Origin of the sequence: Bacillus cereus group sp. TH152-1LC, from assembly GCF_027710505.1 — a bacterium.
GTDB lineage: Bacteria > Bacillota > Bacilli > Bacillales > Bacillaceae_G > Bacillus_A > Bacillus_A mobilis.
In genome coordinates, this window is the sequence record NZ_JAQFNK010000001.1 from 781,144 (window position 1) to 799,207 (window position 18,064).

The window sequence follows — 18,064 nt, forward strand, 5'->3', positions numbered from 1 at the left end:
TAATATTTCAAATCTCCGTGGTCAGACCACTAATTAACTTCAATATAATTTCAGAAAAAAGAATGAAACCCTTTTTTTGAAAATGCAGATTTTATTGCGATTTATAAGGATAGCGCTTTCGAAATGGTAACAGCAAGTATTAACAAAAGAAAAAGACCAAATTGTATAATTTGGTCTTTTACATTTTTCCTTCTAATAATTTTTCTGCTGTTTTTGATTTCTCTTGCAATAATGCAAGTAGTTTTTTGTCTAATTCTTTCACTTTCTCTTTTTTTACTCGGATATCTTCTGTTGTTGTTTCAATCTCTTCATCGATTTCTTTTATACTTCTCATATTATCACGCCCCTTTTAGCACATATATATTGTTTATTCTCTCTCATTATGCCTGAAAATTCTAAAACTTAAACGCAGCGAGATGTAAATTGTGTAGTACATTTTCATCTCGCGCGTCTAAAAGAATCAAAAGAATAATCATACTTCTTTTCGAAAACAAAGTATAATGTAGAAGAATTCTATATACATAAGTAAAACAAAACAGGAGGACGTCTCATGGATGAAAGAGAATTTTGGGATTTATTAAACCAATCGGTAACAATGGAGGAAAATCAATATAATTGGTTAGTAAATCAATTAGCAGAAAAAAAGGTAATAGAAATCGTAGAATTTAAAGAATTTTGTTCTGAAATCTATATCAATCTAGTAAGAAATATGGAATTAGGTAGTGTGTTGCAAGCAAGAGTAAGCTTTGTTTCTGATGATGGGTATTCCTTTTTTTGTGAGTGGTTAATTTCAAAAGGAGAAGAAGTTATTAAATCGGTTTTAGAAGACCCAAATAATCTAATTCAAATACTTCCTGAAAAAACGGAATTTCCACCATCAAATGAAGGCTTTACATATGTTCCAGCAGAAGCCTATGCAAAGAAAAGACGAAACGTTTTGGATGATGTTGATACGAGTGAAGATGAAAATAAATTTGTGTTATTAATAACGGATGATTTTTATGAAGCGATTCAAAAAGTAAATCGAGATTAAAACCAAAAAACAGGAGGACGTCTCATGGATGAAAGAGAATTTTGGGATTTAGTAAATCAATCCGTAACAAAAGACGAAATTCAACATAAGTGGTTAATAAAACATAAGTTGTATTTAACAAATCAGCATAAGTGGTTAATAAATCAATTGGCAGAAAAGAAAATAGTAAAAATCATAGCATTCCATGATATTTGTACTAAATTCCACTCCAAACTATTAACCAATGGAGAGGGAATACAGATGGTCTTGCAAAAAAGAGTAGACTTTTGTTCTTCTGATGGGTATTGGGATTTTTGCGCATGGTTAGTTTCAAGAGGGGAAGAAGTTGTTAAATCAGTTTTAGAAACCTCAAACTATCTGATTCAGTTACTTCCTGAAAAAACTGAATACCCACCATTCTATGAAGACTTTATGTATATCTCACAACACGCCTATGAAAAGAAAAGACAAAACGTATTAGATGACATTGATACGAGTGAAGATGAAAATAAATTTGTGTTATTAATGACAAATGATTTTTATCAAGCGATTAATAAAGTAAAGCAATCATAAAAACAGGAGGAATTACCATGAATGAAAGAGAGTTTTGGGACTTATTAAATGAATCTGTCACCAAAAAGAAGAATCAATATGATTGGTTAACTAATCGAGAGAAAAATCAATATGAATGGCTAACAAATCAATTAGCAAAAAAGAAAGTAGTAGAAATCATAGCATTCCATGATATTTGTACTAAAATCCGCACCGAACTAGTAAACAATATGGAAATATTCAATATGTTAAAAACAAGAGTAGATGCTTGTTCTTCTGATTCATATTACTATTTTTGTGAGTGGTTAATCTCAATGGGAGAAGGAATTGTTAAATCAGTTGTAGAAGACCGAAAGTATCTAATTCAGCTACTTCCTGAAAAAACTGCATTACCACCATTAAATTCAGACTTTACGCATGTCGCATCAGACGCTTATGAAAAGAAAAGACAAAACGTATTAGATGACATTGACACGAGTGAAGATGAAAATAAATTTGTGCTATTAATGACGGATGATTTTTATCAAGCGATTAATAAAGTAAAGCAAGCATAAAAATAAAATGCAGGAGGAATTCTTATGAACGAAAGAGAATGTTGGGACTTATTAAATCAATCCGTAACAATGGAAAAAAATCAATATAATTGGTTAGCAAATCAATTGGCAGAAAAGAAAGTAATAGAAATCGTAGAATTTAATAAATTTTTCTCTAAAATTCAATACAAACTCGTAAATAATACGGAGTTATTAGGTGTTTTACAAACAAGAGTAAGTTTTGTTTCTGATGATGGGTATTGCTATTTCTGTGAGTGGTTAATTTCAAAAGGAGAAGAAGTTATTAAATCGGTTTTAGAAGACCCAAACAATCTGATTCAGCTACTTCCTGAAAAAACTAGATTTCCACCCTCAAATGAAGGTTTTACGTATGTCACATCAGAAGCCTATGAAAAGAAAAGACAAAACGTATTAGATGACATTGATACGAGTGAAGATGAAAATAAATTTGTGCTATTAATGACGGATGATTTTTATGACGCGATTAATAAAGTAACTCAAGTATAAAAACATAAACTTGGAAAAATTCAATAGAGATTATGTTCAAATAAGCTATGATTTTAACAATAGAAAAACCAAAACTCGTCTTTCGTTTACGAATTGACGAGTTTTTTGATAAAAATGGAAAAAATGTTTTGATTCTATGAAATCAATAAGTCATAATAATAATTGAATAAGAAAATATCCGAATAGGTAGGAGGAGATTTTGATGGAAGAACGCATGTTAGAAGAAATGGTATTGAAGGCATATCGTGATTACTGCATGGAAGAACCTAATAATATTCCAGAAGTTGAGTCTATAACTAAGAAGGTGATAGACACTGAAAAAATTGATGCTGTTACTTTGGATGAATACGAATTGAAGATTAAAAACGTATTGGATAAAAATCGCTATACGTATCGTTTAAAAGGACAAGTGGACCCAGATTCAGCAGTTATTAAAAACGTTTGGTAAGGAATTTTCAAAGGGGGTTGTTTTATGGTGAGAAAAACGAGAAGTGATTGCACTGTGGGAACTTTTGAGAAGAAATATGGTCTTCCTCCGGGGACTATACGTAATTCAGATGGTCGCGATACAAGAAGTGATAAAAAAATCGGGACAATACGAAAAGAAGCGAATAAAAAGGATTAAAGAAAGAGCAGAGGTAATCCTCTGTTTTTTCCTTTTATTGATTGTAAAGGGGGGATTTTATGAAATATTGTACTCGATGTGGGAAGGGAAATAATGATAGTGATAATTTTTGTGGATATTGTGGGGAGAATTTTAGTCATAGAGCATCCAGAAAAAATATTGTGAGTTTAGAAAGATTAAAAGAGTTATTTGCTAAGAAACAAACTTGGATTTTGATTGGAACTATAATAGGTATACTTATAGTTAAATTCTTCGTATTTGGGAGTAGTAGTGAGTTAACGCAGAAAGAGTTTGAAAGTAAACTAAAAAGCGTATCAGAAGGAAAAATTGATATTACTTTTGTGAAATTAGTCGAGTTAGACAATGGGGATGATTTATACGGCGCTAACTATGAAGGTGTGCTAATCACAGTAGCACAAGATAAGGATAAACATTTTGTATTACCATATATAGTAACAATCCCAAACGGAAATGGTGAAAAAGGTGTAAATGAAATCATTCTATGGAAATATCAAGAATTGATTACTGCGTTGGTTGGTGTTGCGGACCAAACACTTTCAGCCGAAGAAAGACAACGTTTAATTAATAATGATTTGGATTTTAATAATCAAATTATGAAAGGGGAATGGCATTCAACTACCAGAAATGGGCTAAAGTATAATTTAGTAGGTAATATCAACGCTGATACTGGATATATGTTTAAGATTGAATTAGATAAGAAATAAACAGTAACGAGTATAGTAGGGGTTTATAATATTAAGTATTAAAAACAATAAAAAAAGCCACAAACCTTCCATCGATATCATGAAACAGGCGGTCATAACTTCATTAACTCCAAATAAGCTACCTCACTCACACAAAGGTGTTACTGCTTATGGCTGCTTCCTTCCGGACCTGACCAGGTTCGCAGAATCTTCGTTGAGAAAGACTCATTTTTCAACATTAACTCCATTATTCAGTCCCCACATCATAATACCTCACGTTAGGAATTCAGCCCTGCTGTAGCGGATTGCAGGAAACAGGGCACCGCTAGCTCCCCGCTTATTGTGGCTATATATACATTTCATAATTTCGATGAAAACCCTGCAAGGAATTCTTCTGTTACAAAAATTTATTAAATAAATGCTAACCTACCGTTCAAAGTTAGGAATACAAACGAAAAATGACAATAGTAAGAAGAATAAGGGCGGGGGTTAAAACGATGAATGATGATGAATTTACTTTCAGTAACTATGTATTACTTGGAAAAGGTACACTAATAGATGCAGTGCAAGTGGTGAATAACTTAGAAGTTCTGGATATGTCTCATTGTATTGAGGGATTAGCTGCAAAATATCCTATAACACTTAATGAAGATGGAGAAGATATCGTTCGATTCCAACAAGTTGTGTCTTCGAAGGAACTTGAAGAACCACATGCACAGCTGCTACGTGATGCATTTTCTGTTTTTGTGACCAAACAGAAACAAAACCATCTTATCGGTTGACCTAGGATATGTAGAAAAGGAATGAAACTAATGAAAATATGTAAATCTTGCGGTAAATTCTTAGATTATTTTCAAGGTGCTGAGATATATGTCTGTTGCACTAATAAATGCGAAAATAAAGGGACTGTAATATCGAAAGAACAAATGATTGCTGAAAGACGAAAACCGAAAGAATAGTCAAATACGATAAATATAATTTAAAAACATCACAACGAGGAAAGAAATAAGGGATATGAATTTTAATATTCCTTTTTCCCGTTTAGCAACTGCTATAAAACTTAGTGTAATTCCAACTAAAAAAGAAATAAAACTAAATCGTATAATCAGTTCAGAATAACTACCTTTTATCCAATTTAATCCGAACAATAATACTCCTATGAACATCAAGACTATCGAGAGTATACTAAACTTTCTCATAAATCACCTCCGGATATAATTTTACCATTTTTAGGGAAAAATTTGAACTCCTAAAAACCAACAGAAATTCAGTTTCCTGTTGGTTTTTACAATTATGAATTTAAATTACTTAAGAAGGCAGGGTTGCCGAGTGCGATAATTGTACCATCTGTTTTTAATGCTATGATTTGTCCTGCTCCATAAACATAGAAATCAGCAATATTACGCCAAGATAAAATGCTATCAAACCCATTTCCCGTTCTGCTCATAGCTATTGTTCCGTCTTCATATAGAACAAATATGTCTCCTCCATATGCAGTAGCTTTTGCTACTGGTTTAGTGATACTAGAAACAAATGAATTTCTGTTAGGGATATAAGAACCGCTAAATGCAGCATGATACAACTTACCCGTGTTATCTATTGCCATAACACTTCCGCTAGATATATCCAACCGAACAATATGATTCCAACTCGAAACACCTGGTAGTGCAGAGCAATTTGCGGTTGCCGGAAGACAATTTCCCCATAGTTGAACTGTTTGGTCATTACGAATGATTCCTTGACCTGTAACATTTGTATCCCAATCGAATTGAATTCCTGTTGGAAAAGTACCTAGTTTAGCGTAGTTCCCTCCGTTGACACTCCCATATGTAGTGCCATTTGTTTGTTGTAACCCATTTGTCGATGTTGATACTTCATGAAAGGTAAAATTTGAATTACCTAATGTAGTATTGAATGAATCAGTTGTCGATTTATAAACTTCTCCTTGTTCATTTATTGCTTGCAATGTAGTAATACCATTTGGAGTCGTTACGATAAAATCAACAAAGAAATATTGTGATAACGATTTACTTGTCATGTATCTTACAATGCCGTCAGGTTTTAATACAGATTGATATCCAAGTTTATACATTTGTCCGTTAATATATACAGCGCCTCTATTATCATAAGATACAGAAACTTCATCTACAGTATGTTCACTTAATTCAATTGCTTTTGGAACAACCAATATTTTCGACACATCTGGTCCCATGTTATCACTAGAATCAACTGTGATAAAAGAAAATTCATGTGTATCACCTGGAAAAGAAGTAGTATCGATAAAATAGTTTCCGGTTGTGCTTCCTAGTAAAGTACCTTCTTTATAAACATTTACCTTTGTTACTCCAAAAGGAACTTCAAAATTAATTTTATGTCCATCCAACGTATAACTATTACGTATATTGCTCACTACCTTATTGTTAGTTGGCAGTGTAATAGGAGGCGGTGGAGGAGTAGTAATAGGAGGTGGTGGAGGTGGAAGAACTACAACAGAATCTATCATTGATTCTCCACATTCGCCTGTTCCATCTAATTCAAATTCCAAAACATTTTTATTTGCTAAACTAGATTGAAATCCAGAATAACAATAATCTAATTTGCCATTCTTTCTATAGATGCCTAATATTTGTCCCTTTCCTTTTCCAGAACCAGGTGTAGTAATAACTAAATAATCAGGGTAGATTTTTAGTTCATAATGATTCCCATAGCTATCTGTGCCTTTAGAAAGTAATTTTCCTCCCACATCCTCAAACTTCATAGCGGCATCTAAATAGCCATTAATTCCACCTAAAATGAATTCTGAATTACCTACTTCTCCGATGTACCCAGAGATACTGTTTCTATAAGTCATCAAATCTTTTTGTATTCCTTTTTCGCGAGCTTGAACAGTGGCTATATTCAAATTAGGCAGTAATACCAATAACAAAATACCAATGATTACAATAACAATTAAAATTTCGTACAAAGTAAATCCTTCTTCTCTTCGAAACACCGACATTCACCTCCCTTTGAAATTTGAAATACTATAAACTGTTTTTAGTAAAAGTCAAAAAATTTAGTCAATTATAAAAACTTTTTTATCAGGAATGAATCCCGCTAATAGCTATATTCATTTTTAATCTATAAAAATGAAGGAATAATTGATAAAGGAATGGCTATTATAAAAGCAAGGCATTGGTGAAGAACCTTTGTATTTGTATCTTGCTTTACAACCCCAGAAAACCAACAGGTCGTTGTGTTCCTGTTGGTTTTTATGCTTTCCGTATTACTTACAATACGAACCAATGAATAAACCGAAAAAGAAATGGTTACTATAGAAATAGGGTATTGGTGCAATACCCGTAGTTATACCTGTAGCTTCTGTACTGAGCTTCTTTGTGAAAAAAACCAACAGAAATTATTTCTGTTGGTTTTTCATTTTGTCATGTTGTATTTTTTGAACTTTTATTTATTCTTTTGTTATGGGAAACAATAAATAACTTAAGTGATGAATTTGTATAATAGTCTCTAATAAAGAAACATACCGATTATCAAATATGTTAAAATGAAAAAAGTGGAAATAGTGAAATTTAATTAAATAGTAAGGAAATGCATTAAAGGGGAGGGAGAATCGTGATAGAGAAAAGTATATACACCTTATCAAAATTTTTAACGATTGTTGTTTTGATGTTTATTTTCATGAAATTTCTAGGATTCGTCTTCTGGGTAAATAATGCTCCGTTGGATAAATGGATAGCTTTATTTGGATTGTTTGTTATTCCGACTTTTGTTTATATCTTCTTAAGAAACAAAGAAGTAAAACCAAGCATATTTATAAGCGTAACTGTGCTTGCGTTGATAATCCATGCGGGATGGCTATTGAGTTCGTTTACACAACATAAATCGTATGCGTTCGTCGATAGAAATGATATTAATTCGACTCCTTATCTAGTCCATGAGAATCAGAATGGCTTTGACGTACCCAGTGAATACACTTTATTTGCGGCGATTAATCCCTATCTTTTTGTAAAGGACAGTATTCATGAGGAAACACGAGGAATTGTTAAATCGATACAATTAAACGGTGGCGCATTTAGATTAAGCAGTAATAGTGTCTATATAGGAACAGAAGGCGGAAGTTTATTTATTAGATAAAGAAATTGGCATGGGGTAACACTAATAAACGCGAATTTCGTACGATAGCAAAACTTATAACACGGAAGTCACGCTCTTGTATCTTAAGAGCATCGGCTTCCGTTTTGTTTTTAAGTTTGTTCTTTATGTGTTTTTGTTAACAAAACTTATTCGCTTTTATTTTCATTATTCTTCACCTATACCAAAAGCAAGTAACATAATATACCCAATTATACAAACTGCCATAATATTAAGTATGATTAGTAGCCATTTCAATAACCCTTTTTTTGCTTTTAGTCCCAAACCCGCTCCTAATAATGGGAACAGAAACATTGCAATAATAATTGGTTTACCTAATTTCCCTAATGACACGCCAATCGTCATTGTATAAAACAAAAGAATAAAGATTATTAAAGTAACAAGTGAAAAGACACTATATTTATTCATATGATTTGCCCTCCAAAAAGTTAGTGTTTCTATTTACTAATATTTTCATTTTTACTGAATCCAATTACATTAGAAGCTTGTCTATATCCAAGATTTCCTCGCGTGAAAATAAGAATAATCAGGGCAACAAAACCTAATCCTATCCCTACAAATAAATCCGAATCCTTTAAAACAGAGTTGGTGGAATTGGTTTGTACCAAGCTAAACGTATTAACACTCGCATGTACTAACATAACCATAAATAAGTTACCGCGAAGGCAGTTATAGACCCATGTGAGAATGATTGAAATTGGCAAACATAGTAAAATGAAAATTGGTAAATGGATATATAGGATAGAAAGGTCAGAACCTGGACCACCCCTTTGTGCAGCAGTTAAGAAATGAGGAAGATGCCAAAAAGCCCACAGGACAGCAAGAAGTAATGTTGCTTTTAACGGTCCGAACTTTGATTGTAATCGAGGCAGAGCAAAACCCCGCCATCCAATTTCTTCAGGAAAAGGTCCACCGAGAAAGAAAGTAGCTACAAAAGAGATGAGATATGTTATGAAAAATTTAGAAGTAAGGTCATTGAAAGTAGGTATTCCTCCATTTAATATCACCATACCCAGAAACAGAGAAGCAGGAATAACAATGAGAGTAAATAAGTACCACTTCAAACCAACTTTAATAGACATGATGCTTTTTCTAATTTTTTTCCATGACTCTTTTCCTTCAAGAGTTCGAATCATGATATACGCTGCTAACATAGGACCAACAAACGCATTGGCAGTAAAGAAAATATCAAACGCTTTTGATTTAGGGAAAATCCCCCATTGGGATAGAATAAATGGAATCAATGTAACCCACGAAAATACATATGCCATTACAAAAAATGAAGTTAACGAATGAGATTCCAAAAAACCTCTCAGCCCTGTTGATGAGTTTTTTGATTCTGTTAAATCATTCAACATAATCACTCCTTCAATTAAAAAATCTGTGATATGTGCTACTTCTATACGTGTTTATAAAGAACCTCTTTAATGTAAAAAAGTTAAGATTTTTGTAAGAAAGGCGTGATATATTACCAAACGTCAATTAGAAGGGGGTGCAAAATTAAAAAATGATAAATAAAAAGAACAAACAGATGTATGTGTTTGTTCTTGGAGAATTCTTTTTATTTTCATTTAAATAATTTACTCATGATGTTCTTAAATAAAGAAGAAAACCTGAAGTCTTTCACTTCTTTTTCCTCAATAATTGGTTCATTCAGAATCTCGTTAATTCGTTTTTCAAATTCCATACAACATATAAGGGTTCTACGAGCTCTTTCGTTCAAATCAATTGTGCCTCGTTTGAAAGCTAGGTGAATTTCTTCTCTTGTCGTGTCAAAATCACGGCTGCTTCTCTTAATTTCAAGAATGTCATCGGGAGATAGAGATTCGGATAATGACATATATTTATTTCGTGCTGTTTGAAAGGCTTTTCTCGAATATCCTAATTTATCGTTAACAAATTCAAAAATCAATTCTTCTTTCTCAAATGATTCGGGTTTAGCTTCAACGAACGCTACGAAAAACACTAATTCTTCAAAATTCATAACATACACCTCTTAGAAAATTATTTCTTACATCATAGCATAGTTTAAAAACGAGTGAGGAAATCTCTATAAAAATGAAAATTACTAGTTTACAAAGCAAATCTAATATTTTTATTAAGTTTGTTGCTGAATGGAAATCACCTGATATAATTGATATGTTTTTAAACTGAATTATAGAACCTTTGATAGAATGTAAAAACTCAAACATCATATATTGCTTAGAAAAATTAAAAATAATATATATGGCATTAGGGGGAATAGAATATGCAAACTTTAAATTGGTGCAAAAATACGTTGAAAAACGAAGCAGCTCAGCAACATTTAGAAAGGGCAGTTCAAATTTTACTAGAAGGTCCATTAAAACATAAAGGGGATTATGCACAAGAAAAAGCCATTAGCACTTTTTGTGAATTAATCTACTTTACGGAATCATCCTTGATGTATCAACTCAAGATTCACCCGCAGAAAATTGATTATATCGAAATTTCTATGAATCAATCATCGTATTTTCGAAATTATACAACCGTAGAAGATGTTGTTAAAAGAGAAATTACAAGGAATCTTTTGCGATTTACAACATTCTTATCAGCAAAAGAAGAAGATTACATGCTTGATGTAAATTGGGAAAACAATAAACTTCAAAATGAAGATTCCCAAAAGTTATTAGAATCTAGAATCCAATCATTGTTAAAAGGACCAGGTTTTTTAACGAGACCCCATCACGCAAAGGGAGCATTTATAGAGGCATTTACAGAACTTATTAGGCATTTAGAAAACTCGTTATTATTCCAGCGAGATATTCACCCTCAAAATGCACCTATTACAAACGATTTTCAAAGATATATGAAAGAGAAAAAAGAAGTGAAAGACATTGTTCAGAACGAAATAAGAAGACAATTTAGAAACTACTTAATCTTCTTATAAGAACACCATAAATTCATGAAGGAGCCCTATGGCTCTTTTTTATTTTCGGCTGTTTTCGTTAATCTCTTAAGTGAACCTCACCCACCAAATCATAGATTTGGAAGGAGAATGCGTGGCTCATTTTTGTTCAAAAAAACAGTTAGCTACTCACAGTTATAAAGTGAGTAGCTAACTAGCATCAAACTTTATCATTCTCCAAAGAATATAGTTCCACCTATCATCCAGATAAAAGGTGTGAACAATAATACTGAATTTAATATTATTCCAATTTTTGACCATATATTTTTGTCTGCTTTATAGGAGACAAGAGCCAAAGTAATTCCGACTGGACACAAAATCAGAGGTAAGAAAATAGGAAGTCCTTGAAAAGTAGTTGGAATAACTTCATATACAAAATTGATAATGAGTGAAATTAATATTATAGGTATTAATATCGATATAACTGTTACTAATTTGTTTGCTTTCATCTAAAAGCCCCCTTTGTAAAAAAATGTAATTCGTTATTGTATATTACCATTAGATTTCTGATTACCTTCTTTAATAGAACAAAAATCTTTACGAAAGCATCCTTATTTTTAGGATAGATACCGTTGATTAAAAGAGTGAATTGAGTGAAATGACTTTTTTTCTCCACTCATATTAAAAACGATTATAATTTATATAAAAGGATGAATGATTTGGGAGGAAACACTTTGCAACTGAAAGATAAATTATTTATGAAATTCTGTAATGTAATAGGTATGAAATATGTAAAGAGATTTGTTGTTTATATCGGAATAAGAGAAGGCGCTAATGGATATTTTTTAGAATCATACAGAGCAATTGATTTATGGTACTTACGGAAACGTGTGAATTTCAACAAAAAAGTTCATAATATAGGTTTACTAGCCGCTATCGTATCTTGTTGCATCGGTTTTTCAACTGAATGGAAAATTATTTGGTGTTTCAATATACCTCTTTTACTTTCACAACTGTATCTGGTCTTATTGCAGAAACAACATCTTATCCGCATTATGCAAATAGCAGAAGCAAAAAGAATTAAAGAAAATAGAAGAAAAACATTTGAATTCGAAATAGGAGAATGGGACATGTTTTTCGATTTGATAGAAGAAGAGAAAAAGAAAAAGAAAAAAATAAAAGCAAATAAAAGCATGCTGAGATAACTCACATGCTTTTTTAAACCAAAAAAGACTATCAATTGTTTTTAATTGATAGTCTACTGGGATTATATTGTGATTTTTTATCAAACTACTTATAAAAGATTTTAGAACTATTCTTCCATCAACACAGCAAGGCGCATTTGTTCATCCACAGTTTCAAATTTGCTTTGACTTTCCTCTCCTAGACTGTTCTTTCTTGACTGAAATTCCTTCCATTGTTTCGCATCTAAAAGTTTAAATGTTCCACCCTTAAGTAAATAGAAGTAATCTTCAAACCAATACAAGTCATTGTCTCCTGGTAAATCTAACAGATAGTTGTATGCATGGTCTGGAAGCTTGTTGTGTAGGTAAGACACGATATCTCCGGTCCCATTTTCCTGAAAATCATCAGAAAAGTCATCGAATGTAAAAGGTAGTTGCTTTAATTCCTTATATCCACCCACTTCATGAAACTCTTCTATTTCTTTGTGGAATTCACTTCGAATTTCCATAAAAGCAGCCGTTGAATCCATTTCTTCTAAAAACATTTCTATTGTTTCTCTATCTAAATCAGGAGTTGCGTCAAAGTCAATACAATTCATCATGCTTAAGAATTCTCCAGCCTTTGCGCTTTCTAACCAGCTAACTAAGCTGAAAAAACCTAAATAGTGTGCATAGTATTGAACTGCTTTTTGGTCGAACATATTTGTTTGTGAACTTGCTCTTACTGCCTTGATTCCGATGTCTAAAATATTTCCTTTTTTCATTTTAATTTCTCCTTTTGATGTTTGTTTTTTTACCCATTATAAACCAGATTTCAAAAAAGACGTATTTTTTTCTGAAAAAGTAAAGAGAGTGCATTTTGAAATGTACGCAAGGTTAATTATTTGGTGTAACTTACTCTTTTTTTATAAATCCAGAAGGAAACATAGCAAAGATAGAAGAAACAATATCAAACAATGAAAAAGGCATCTTTTTCATAGATAATTAATACCCTATTCTTACATGGGGTTATTTTCACGTATTCTTATTTTTAATAGACAAAAAAAGAATAAGAAGAACATTAGGGGGAAAAGGAGAAAACTAGATGAAAAACTGGCGTTTATGGGGGATTATGATTGTTTTATTTATCATTTCGGGAGGGATAATTTGGTTCTTATTCAGTGGTAACGGTCCGTTTGGCTCTAAACCGACTACTGCACTTCCAACACAGTCAGATAATGAAAAAAAGGAGTTGTTCTACACTGATTTGGAGCAAAGTCATGAATGGGTATTTAAATATAAAAGCGATATCAAAGAGTCTCCAGAAGTAATAGTAAAAGATGAAGACGGAAAACGAATCAATGTACAAACTAAAGTTGCCGGTTCTACGTTGCATGTTACTGCTCCTGAAAAGGGATATGAAAAAGGAGCCACCTACAGCATGAAAATACCAAAGGGTTTAACACTTAAGGATAATACTTCGTTTGATGAAGGAATGATTACATTTGCCATAAAACGAGATGCGGCATCATCCATTACATTAGAAAAAGGAGTTATTGAACTTAAACCTTCCGATGTAGTGTCCTATGATAAAGACTTGAAAAATGTTGTTTTAAACGAAAACCGCGCAAAGGATATTAAAAAAGGAACGATAATTATCATTCCTACAAAAGAGGAACGGGACCCTTTAGTCGCACGAAAAGTAGTGGATGTGAAAAAAGATGGGAAAAACTCATCTTATAAGCTTTCTGTTCCTGATATCAAGGAAGTCGTGAAAGAATTTGATATTTATCAACAAGGCGTTATTAATTCTTCAAATATTGAATTGGAACCAGGTTTAGAAGGGATTACAATAGAAAGTCTTGCATTAGCTGATACGAGGGGAATGGTTGCATCTATTGGACCGTTTGATTCAATTCAATTAAAACTACCGGATAATGGATTTGTTCTCAGTTTTAAAGATTTTAATTTACATGATAGAGAAAGAGGATTAGACTTCACGTTTAATGGAGCAGTGAATGTGAAAAATGCAAGATTTGACACGGATATGAAGAAAAAAAAGAGTGTGCCTAAAAAATTTAGATTTGGAATTGTATCTGATACTACATTAGTAGGAACTATTAATATAGAAGGTGAAAAACTGAAAGAAGAGAAAAATTCAACCACATTTGCATTTGGAAAAAAGTATGCGACAGTAACAGATATTCAATCAGAATTAAAACGAGGGGACCATTTTTATTCTGTTAAAAAGCGTATCGGAAAAATATATATCCCTGTTCCTGGAGCTCCAGCTCTTCAATTTGGAGGAGAGCTTATGCTAGAAGCCAAAGCAGGCGCAATGGGAGAAGTAAAAATAGAATTAACATTTGAATATGAGGAAAATGCAGGTGTAAAAGTGAATAAAGGAAAAGGACTTACACCTTATTATTCTGTATCTTTAAACAATGAATTTGGTCCAGCTAATTGGAGTGTAACTGGTAAAGGAGGCGGAGAAACTACATTTGGCGTGCATATAGACGGTGGTATAAGACTCTACAGCCTAGCAGCTGCTTCTTTATACCTAGAGGGTGGTATATATGATACCGTAGGAGTTGCGGGTCAATTGAACGCCAAGTATGGAGCATCTGCTTGCTTTAAAACAGAGGCGGGACTCAAATATGATGGAGGCGTGAAAGTTAGTCTTTTTGATGATTTTATAACACTGTATGAAGATTCTTTGCTATCTGGTAAAAAATCATTTATAGCATATAGTAGTTGTAAACGTCCAGTAGGGTTGAAATTAAAGCCAGAAAAGCTTGAAATGAAACCAGGTCAATCTACTTCAATAACAAAAGGAAAAGTAATTTTGTATGATATGTGGGATGGGGAAGAAACTGAGGAAGAGATTAAAATGAAATCATTAAAACTGAAATCTGACATAGATGATATTCAAGCAGAATCAAGGTCCGTTTCTGTTGTGAAAAATCCTACTGTGAAAAACGGAACAGTTGAAGCTTCTTACGACTACACAAGAGGCGATTTCTTTGAGCAAACCATAACAGGAAAATTACCAGTTACAATTTCAGATTCCATTGCACCTCCAGTTGCTCAGAAACCTACCAAAGAAGATGTAAAAGGACCAACATCGAAAGAAGATATAATTGCTGCCTTGGCAACGGTTCGTCGTATTAACGAAGTATCAGGTGAGGTTGGAGAACACGGTTGGTATGATTGGGCAAATCTAGGAACAGGAAATGTAGATAAAAACTATCTCCATGAACAATTCCGTACGATTATGACAGATACAATGATAAAGGAATTTGTAGAAAGCAATTTAGCAGATTACTTTATGTCACCAAGCCCACATGCTCCGAGTCTTTTCGATACGAACATGAGATTACAAGTTATAGAAAACAAACAAAACGAATTTACTGTTCGTACTGTTTTATCTCAAACAACAGCAGAAGAACATGGAGGTTTTCAGCATCTTGTACGTATGAAGAAAGAGAATGGGAAATGGAAATTTGATATGCTGAAATGGGAAGAAATCAGTGCATCTCCTATCAAACAAGAGGAAATAGAATCATATTTTGCTGCAACGAAAAGACCTGTTTCTCGTATATATAAAACAACAGCAAGCGCATTGATTCAGGTTAGAGGAAATTCATTTATATCCCAAGGGGAAACAGATGCGTATGTAGTAGAGTTAAAGGAACCATCAAATGGATTTATGATTGGAGATTGGAAAAAAGAATACGAAAATGCATCGCGCTATTACTTCTTCATTCCTAGCTCAGGATATAGTTATCCATTAACAAATGAACAGTTTAATTCTTGGAAAGCAAGAAACAATCAGTAGAACAATATAACTATAAAACAGGCTTTTTAGCATTGCTAGAAGGTCTGTTTTTATTGTTTTAGCAACCTTTTTATAAGTATTTCCTATTATTTTCTCCAAAAATGAAATTGCATTGTATAATATTTCAAAAAAACAAAAAGGCGGAATTACTATGACACAGACAAAAACTATGAAAAAAACAAAAAGAAACGTTGTGCTTCGCAATGAAACAACTTCTTCTGAAGGAAGAGGTTTAGAGTTAGCAATGGAGTTTCTTGATGTATTAGAAGGAACGACTGTATGGGGAAAAATTAGATGTTTACGTAAAGAATATAAAGATAGAAGAGAAATGATGAAGAAAAATAACTTCAAAAACGAAACAGATGATTTCCGAAATACACCATTTTACTACATTGATGCTTTATCAAAACTTATCAGAAGTTTAGAAAGCGAAACAGATAAAGTGTATGAGTCAGGGGATAACGTTCTTGTGAAATCAGGAGATACATGGAAAAAAGGAGTTGTATCTTCTTACGGAATGTTCAGCATAAAAGTTGCAACAAAAAAAGAAGAATTAGAGCTTCATACTTTAGACATTCTTCCTTATGCAAAGGATATAGAAGAACAAATTCAATTATTAACTGATTGGGCAGAAAAGGGATTCATAGATGCATCTGAATTAGAAGAAATCATTGAATCTATTAAAAAATCAAGAGAAGCATGTGACGAAGAGGAAAATGAAGAAAGTGATGTTTCTGAAGAAGTAAACGAGGAGCAAGCATTACCTGATGAGCCTGTGATTGATGATAATACGAATAAAATGGCATTAAAACAAATTGTTGAAAGTCCAGAAGAGGAAGAAAAAGAGGAAGAAGCAGAACAACAGGAAGAAGAAAAACCAGAAGAAGAGAAAGATAAGGAAAAAGAAGAAGAGGAAATTCAAAAACAAAGCGTTGAAGAAATTAAAACGATAGAAGTTACGCAAACTATTGTTAAAAGAAGAGGAAGACCGAAAAAACAAGAAACAATTGTTGATGAACAATTATCCTTGTTTGCTATGTAAGGTAATCTCTTTAGATATATAACATCTAAAACTATATGACTTGCTGCCTTTATGCAGCAAGTTTTTTAATGCAACAATATTTCCCAAAAAATATAGATGAATTTCAACTTATTTTCAGTAAGGGTGTTAAAATATCAAAAAACGAATTGGAGTGTTTTTAATATGAAAACATTAAAAGAAAAACAAATGGTAAAAGTTCAATTAGTAAAGGGAGAAGAATTAAAAGGTATTGTATTACATGTATCAGAAAATAGTTTCTCTATTTTAACATCTGAATTTAAAGATGTTATTATTCAAAATAAAGAGGTTCAATCCGCTACAAGCACTCGTTTCCCAAAAGCAATGTCTGATATGTTAAAAGAAATGTATGCTTCTTACAAAAAAGAAATGACAGCGGAGAAAGAATATAAAAAGCAACAAGATATTCTAAAACAAATGGAGAGGGATTGGTACGATGCTAAAGCCGACCTTCGTGAAAAACGAAAAGAATTAGAAGAAAAACGATTTGAATTATTCGGTACTTTACAAGATATATCTAATAAAATGCGCAATGACTTGGACAAAGACAATGCTATTTGTATCTATGAGCCAGGGAATAGCGGTAAATGTGTCCGTGTGGGAAAGGTATTTGCTGATAATAAAAACATTCATATGGATATTACATTCGAAGATATGATGTATGGTGGTGACAATGTAGAAGAATTATATTGGCTAGATTATGAACGTTATTATGATTGTTCAGATTGGAATAAGTTCCAACAAAAATATTGTCCTAATGTATTAAAACTTGTTCAAAGTGTATTCCCAACTGCAAAAGTTGTAGAAAAAAAGAGAGATTGCGGAAGGGGAGAAGATGATAAGAAAATTGAATTAAACACAATCTTTACTGTATCATTCGCTATTAAGAAAGAAAATTATGATATCGAATTTTTAAAAATTAGTCAGGCTATGAAAAGCTTCAAAAACTCTTATGTTTTAGCAAATAGAAGAAATTATAGTCGTTCATTGTTTGGTTTTTAATCCTAAGAGATAAATTGACATTTAAATTA

22 protein-coding genes and 1 other RNA gene are annotated in these 18,064 nt (G+C 32.4%); 14 read left to right on the forward strand and 9 right to left on the reverse strand.

Features of this window, described 5'->3' with window-relative positions; translation table 11 throughout:
• Positions 1–178: 178 nt before the first annotated feature.
• Positions 179–334: a hypothetical protein gene (locus PDL00_RS04080; protein WP_270726688.1), complete on the reverse strand. Its 156-nt coding sequence runs from the start codon at positions 332–334 to the stop codon at positions 179–181.
• Between the two features lie 216 nt (positions 335–550).
• Here PDL00_RS04080 and PDL00_RS04085 point away from each other — a divergent pair, with 216 nt between their 5' ends.
• From PDL00_RS04085 to PDL00_RS04115, 7 genes are all read left to right on the forward strand, one after another.
• Positions 551–1,033 carry a DUF4240 domain-containing protein gene (locus PDL00_RS04085; protein ID WP_270726690.1) on the forward strand — a complete coding sequence of 161 codons (483 nt, stop codon included), beginning with the start codon at positions 551–553 and terminating at the stop codon, positions 1,031–1,033.
• A gap of 24 nt (positions 1,034–1,057) precedes the next feature.
• Positions 1,058–1,585 carry a DUF4240 domain-containing protein gene (locus tag PDL00_RS04090; RefSeq protein WP_270726692.1) on the forward strand — a complete coding sequence of 176 codons (528 nt, stop codon included), beginning with the start codon at positions 1,058–1,060 and terminating at the stop codon, positions 1,583–1,585.
• A 17-nt stretch (positions 1,586–1,602) separates the two neighbouring features.
• Positions 1,603–2,118 (forward strand): DUF4240 domain-containing protein, encoded by a 516-nt coding sequence (locus PDL00_RS04095; RefSeq protein ID WP_270726694.1) that lies wholly within the window; start codon positions 1,603–1,605, stop codon positions 2,116–2,118.
• Between the two features lie 24 nt (positions 2,119–2,142).
• The gene (locus tag PDL00_RS04100) at positions 2,143–2,625 is read left to right on the forward strand and encodes a DUF4240 domain-containing protein (RefSeq protein WP_270726696.1); all 483 of its coding nucleotides are present in this window, start codon (positions 2,143–2,145) and stop codon (positions 2,623–2,625) included.
• A gap of 202 nt (positions 2,626–2,827) precedes the next feature.
• Positions 2,828–3,073 (forward strand): hypothetical protein, encoded by a 246-nt coding sequence (locus tag PDL00_RS04105; RefSeq protein ID WP_270726699.1) that lies wholly within the window; start codon positions 2,828–2,830, stop codon positions 3,071–3,073.
• Positions 3,074–3,097: 24 nt separating this feature from the next.
• A complete protein-coding gene (locus tag PDL00_RS04110) occupies positions 3,098–3,250 on the forward strand; it encodes a hypothetical protein (RefSeq protein WP_270726701.1) in 153 nt (50 codons plus the stop codon).
• 59 nt (positions 3,251–3,309) lie between these two features.
• Positions 3,310–3,975 carry a zinc ribbon domain-containing protein gene (locus PDL00_RS04115; protein WP_270726703.1) on the forward strand — a complete coding sequence of 222 codons (666 nt, stop codon included), beginning with the start codon at positions 3,310–3,312 and terminating at the stop codon, positions 3,973–3,975.
• Between the two features lie 57 nt (positions 3,976–4,032).
• Here PDL00_RS04115 and ffs read toward each other — a convergent pair.
• Positions 4,033–4,300: signal recognition particle sRNA large type (ffs, locus tag PDL00_RS04120), an RNA gene on the reverse strand.
• Between the two features lie 151 nt (positions 4,301–4,451).
• Between ffs and PDL00_RS04125 the strand changes: the two genes are divergently transcribed.
• Positions 4,452–4,736: a hypothetical protein gene (locus tag PDL00_RS04125; protein ID WP_270726706.1), complete on the forward strand. Its 285-nt coding sequence runs from the start codon at positions 4,452–4,454 to the stop codon at positions 4,734–4,736.
• A 177-nt stretch (positions 4,737–4,913) separates the two neighbouring features.
• Here PDL00_RS04125 and PDL00_RS34725 read toward each other — a convergent pair whose 3' ends face one another.
• Positions 4,914–5,153 (reverse strand): hypothetical protein, encoded by a 240-nt coding sequence (locus PDL00_RS34725; protein ID WP_333563525.1) that lies wholly within the window; start codon positions 5,151–5,153, stop codon positions 4,914–4,916.
• 92 nt (positions 5,154–5,245) lie between these two features.
• The gene (locus tag PDL00_RS04130; protein WP_270726709.1) at positions 5,246–6,946 is read right to left on the reverse strand and encodes a prepilin-type N-terminal cleavage/methylation domain-containing protein; all 1,701 of its coding nucleotides are present in this window, start codon (positions 6,944–6,946) and stop codon (positions 5,246–5,248) included.
• A 620-nt stretch (positions 6,947–7,566) separates the two neighbouring features.
• On the opposite strand from PDL00_RS04130, the gene PDL00_RS04135 reads away from it, so the two are divergent.
• Positions 7,567–8,088 (forward strand): hypothetical protein, encoded by a 522-nt coding sequence (locus PDL00_RS04135; protein WP_270726711.1) that lies wholly within the window; start codon positions 7,567–7,569, stop codon positions 8,086–8,088.
• Positions 8,089–8,253: 165 nt separating this feature from the next.
• Here PDL00_RS04135 and PDL00_RS04140 read toward each other — a convergent pair whose 3' ends face one another.
• From PDL00_RS04140 to PDL00_RS04150, 3 genes are all read right to left on the reverse strand, one after another.
• A complete protein-coding gene (locus tag PDL00_RS04140; RefSeq protein WP_098516821.1) occupies positions 8,254–8,514 on the reverse strand; it encodes a hypothetical protein in 261 nt (86 codons plus the stop codon).
• A 29-nt stretch (positions 8,515–8,543) separates the two neighbouring features.
• Positions 8,544–9,464, reverse strand: coding sequence for a CPBP family intramembrane glutamic endopeptidase (locus tag PDL00_RS04145; protein ID WP_270726714.1), 921 nt, complete (start codon positions 9,462–9,464; stop codon positions 8,544–8,546).
• A gap of 209 nt (positions 9,465–9,673) precedes the next feature.
• Positions 9,674–10,090: a hypothetical protein gene (locus tag PDL00_RS04150; RefSeq protein ID WP_270726717.1), complete on the reverse strand. Its 417-nt coding sequence runs from the start codon at positions 10,088–10,090 to the stop codon at positions 9,674–9,676.
• Between the two features lie 264 nt (positions 10,091–10,354).
• On the opposite strand from PDL00_RS04150, the gene PDL00_RS04155 reads away from it, so the two are divergent.
• The gene (locus PDL00_RS04155; protein ID WP_270726720.1) at positions 10,355–11,014 is read left to right on the forward strand and encodes a hypothetical protein; all 660 of its coding nucleotides are present in this window, start codon (positions 10,355–10,357) and stop codon (positions 11,012–11,014) included.
• 188 nt (positions 11,015–11,202) lie between these two features.
• Here the strand turns inward: PDL00_RS04155 and PDL00_RS04160 are convergent, their stop codons facing one another.
• The gene (locus tag PDL00_RS04160) at positions 11,203–11,481 is read right to left on the reverse strand and encodes a hypothetical protein (protein WP_270726723.1); all 279 of its coding nucleotides are present in this window, start codon (positions 11,479–11,481) and stop codon (positions 11,203–11,205) included.
• A gap of 225 nt (positions 11,482–11,706) precedes the next feature.
• Here PDL00_RS04160 and PDL00_RS04165 point away from each other — a divergent pair, with 225 nt between their 5' ends.
• Positions 11,707–12,177, forward strand: a complete 471-nt coding sequence (locus PDL00_RS04165; protein WP_270726725.1) for a hypothetical protein — start codon at positions 11,707–11,709, stop codon at positions 12,175–12,177.
• Positions 12,178–12,284: 107 nt separating this feature from the next.
• Here the strand turns inward: PDL00_RS04165 and PDL00_RS04170 are convergent, their stop codons facing one another.
• Positions 12,285–12,920, reverse strand: a complete 636-nt coding sequence (locus PDL00_RS04170) for a DUF5049 domain-containing protein (RefSeq protein ID WP_270726728.1) — start codon at positions 12,918–12,920, stop codon at positions 12,285–12,287.
• Positions 12,921–13,240: 320 nt separating this feature from the next.
• Between PDL00_RS04170 and PDL00_RS04175 the strand changes: the two genes are divergently transcribed.
• The 3 genes from PDL00_RS04175 (at position 13,241) to PDL00_RS04185 (ending at position 18,035) form a co-directional block, all read left to right on the forward strand.
• Positions 13,241–15,973: a hypothetical protein gene (locus PDL00_RS04175; RefSeq protein WP_270726731.1), complete on the forward strand. Its 2,733-nt coding sequence runs from the start codon at positions 13,241–13,243 to the stop codon at positions 15,971–15,973.
• 151 nt (positions 15,974–16,124) lie between these two features.
• Positions 16,125–17,015 carry a hypothetical protein gene (locus PDL00_RS04180; RefSeq protein ID WP_270726733.1) on the forward strand — a complete coding sequence of 297 codons (891 nt, stop codon included), beginning with the start codon at positions 16,125–16,127 and terminating at the stop codon, positions 17,013–17,015.
• A 162-nt stretch (positions 17,016–17,177) separates the two neighbouring features.
• Positions 17,178–18,035, forward strand: coding sequence for a hypothetical protein (locus PDL00_RS04185; protein ID WP_270726735.1), 858 nt, complete (start codon positions 17,178–17,180; stop codon positions 18,033–18,035).
• Positions 18,036–18,064: the final 29 nt, after the last annotated feature.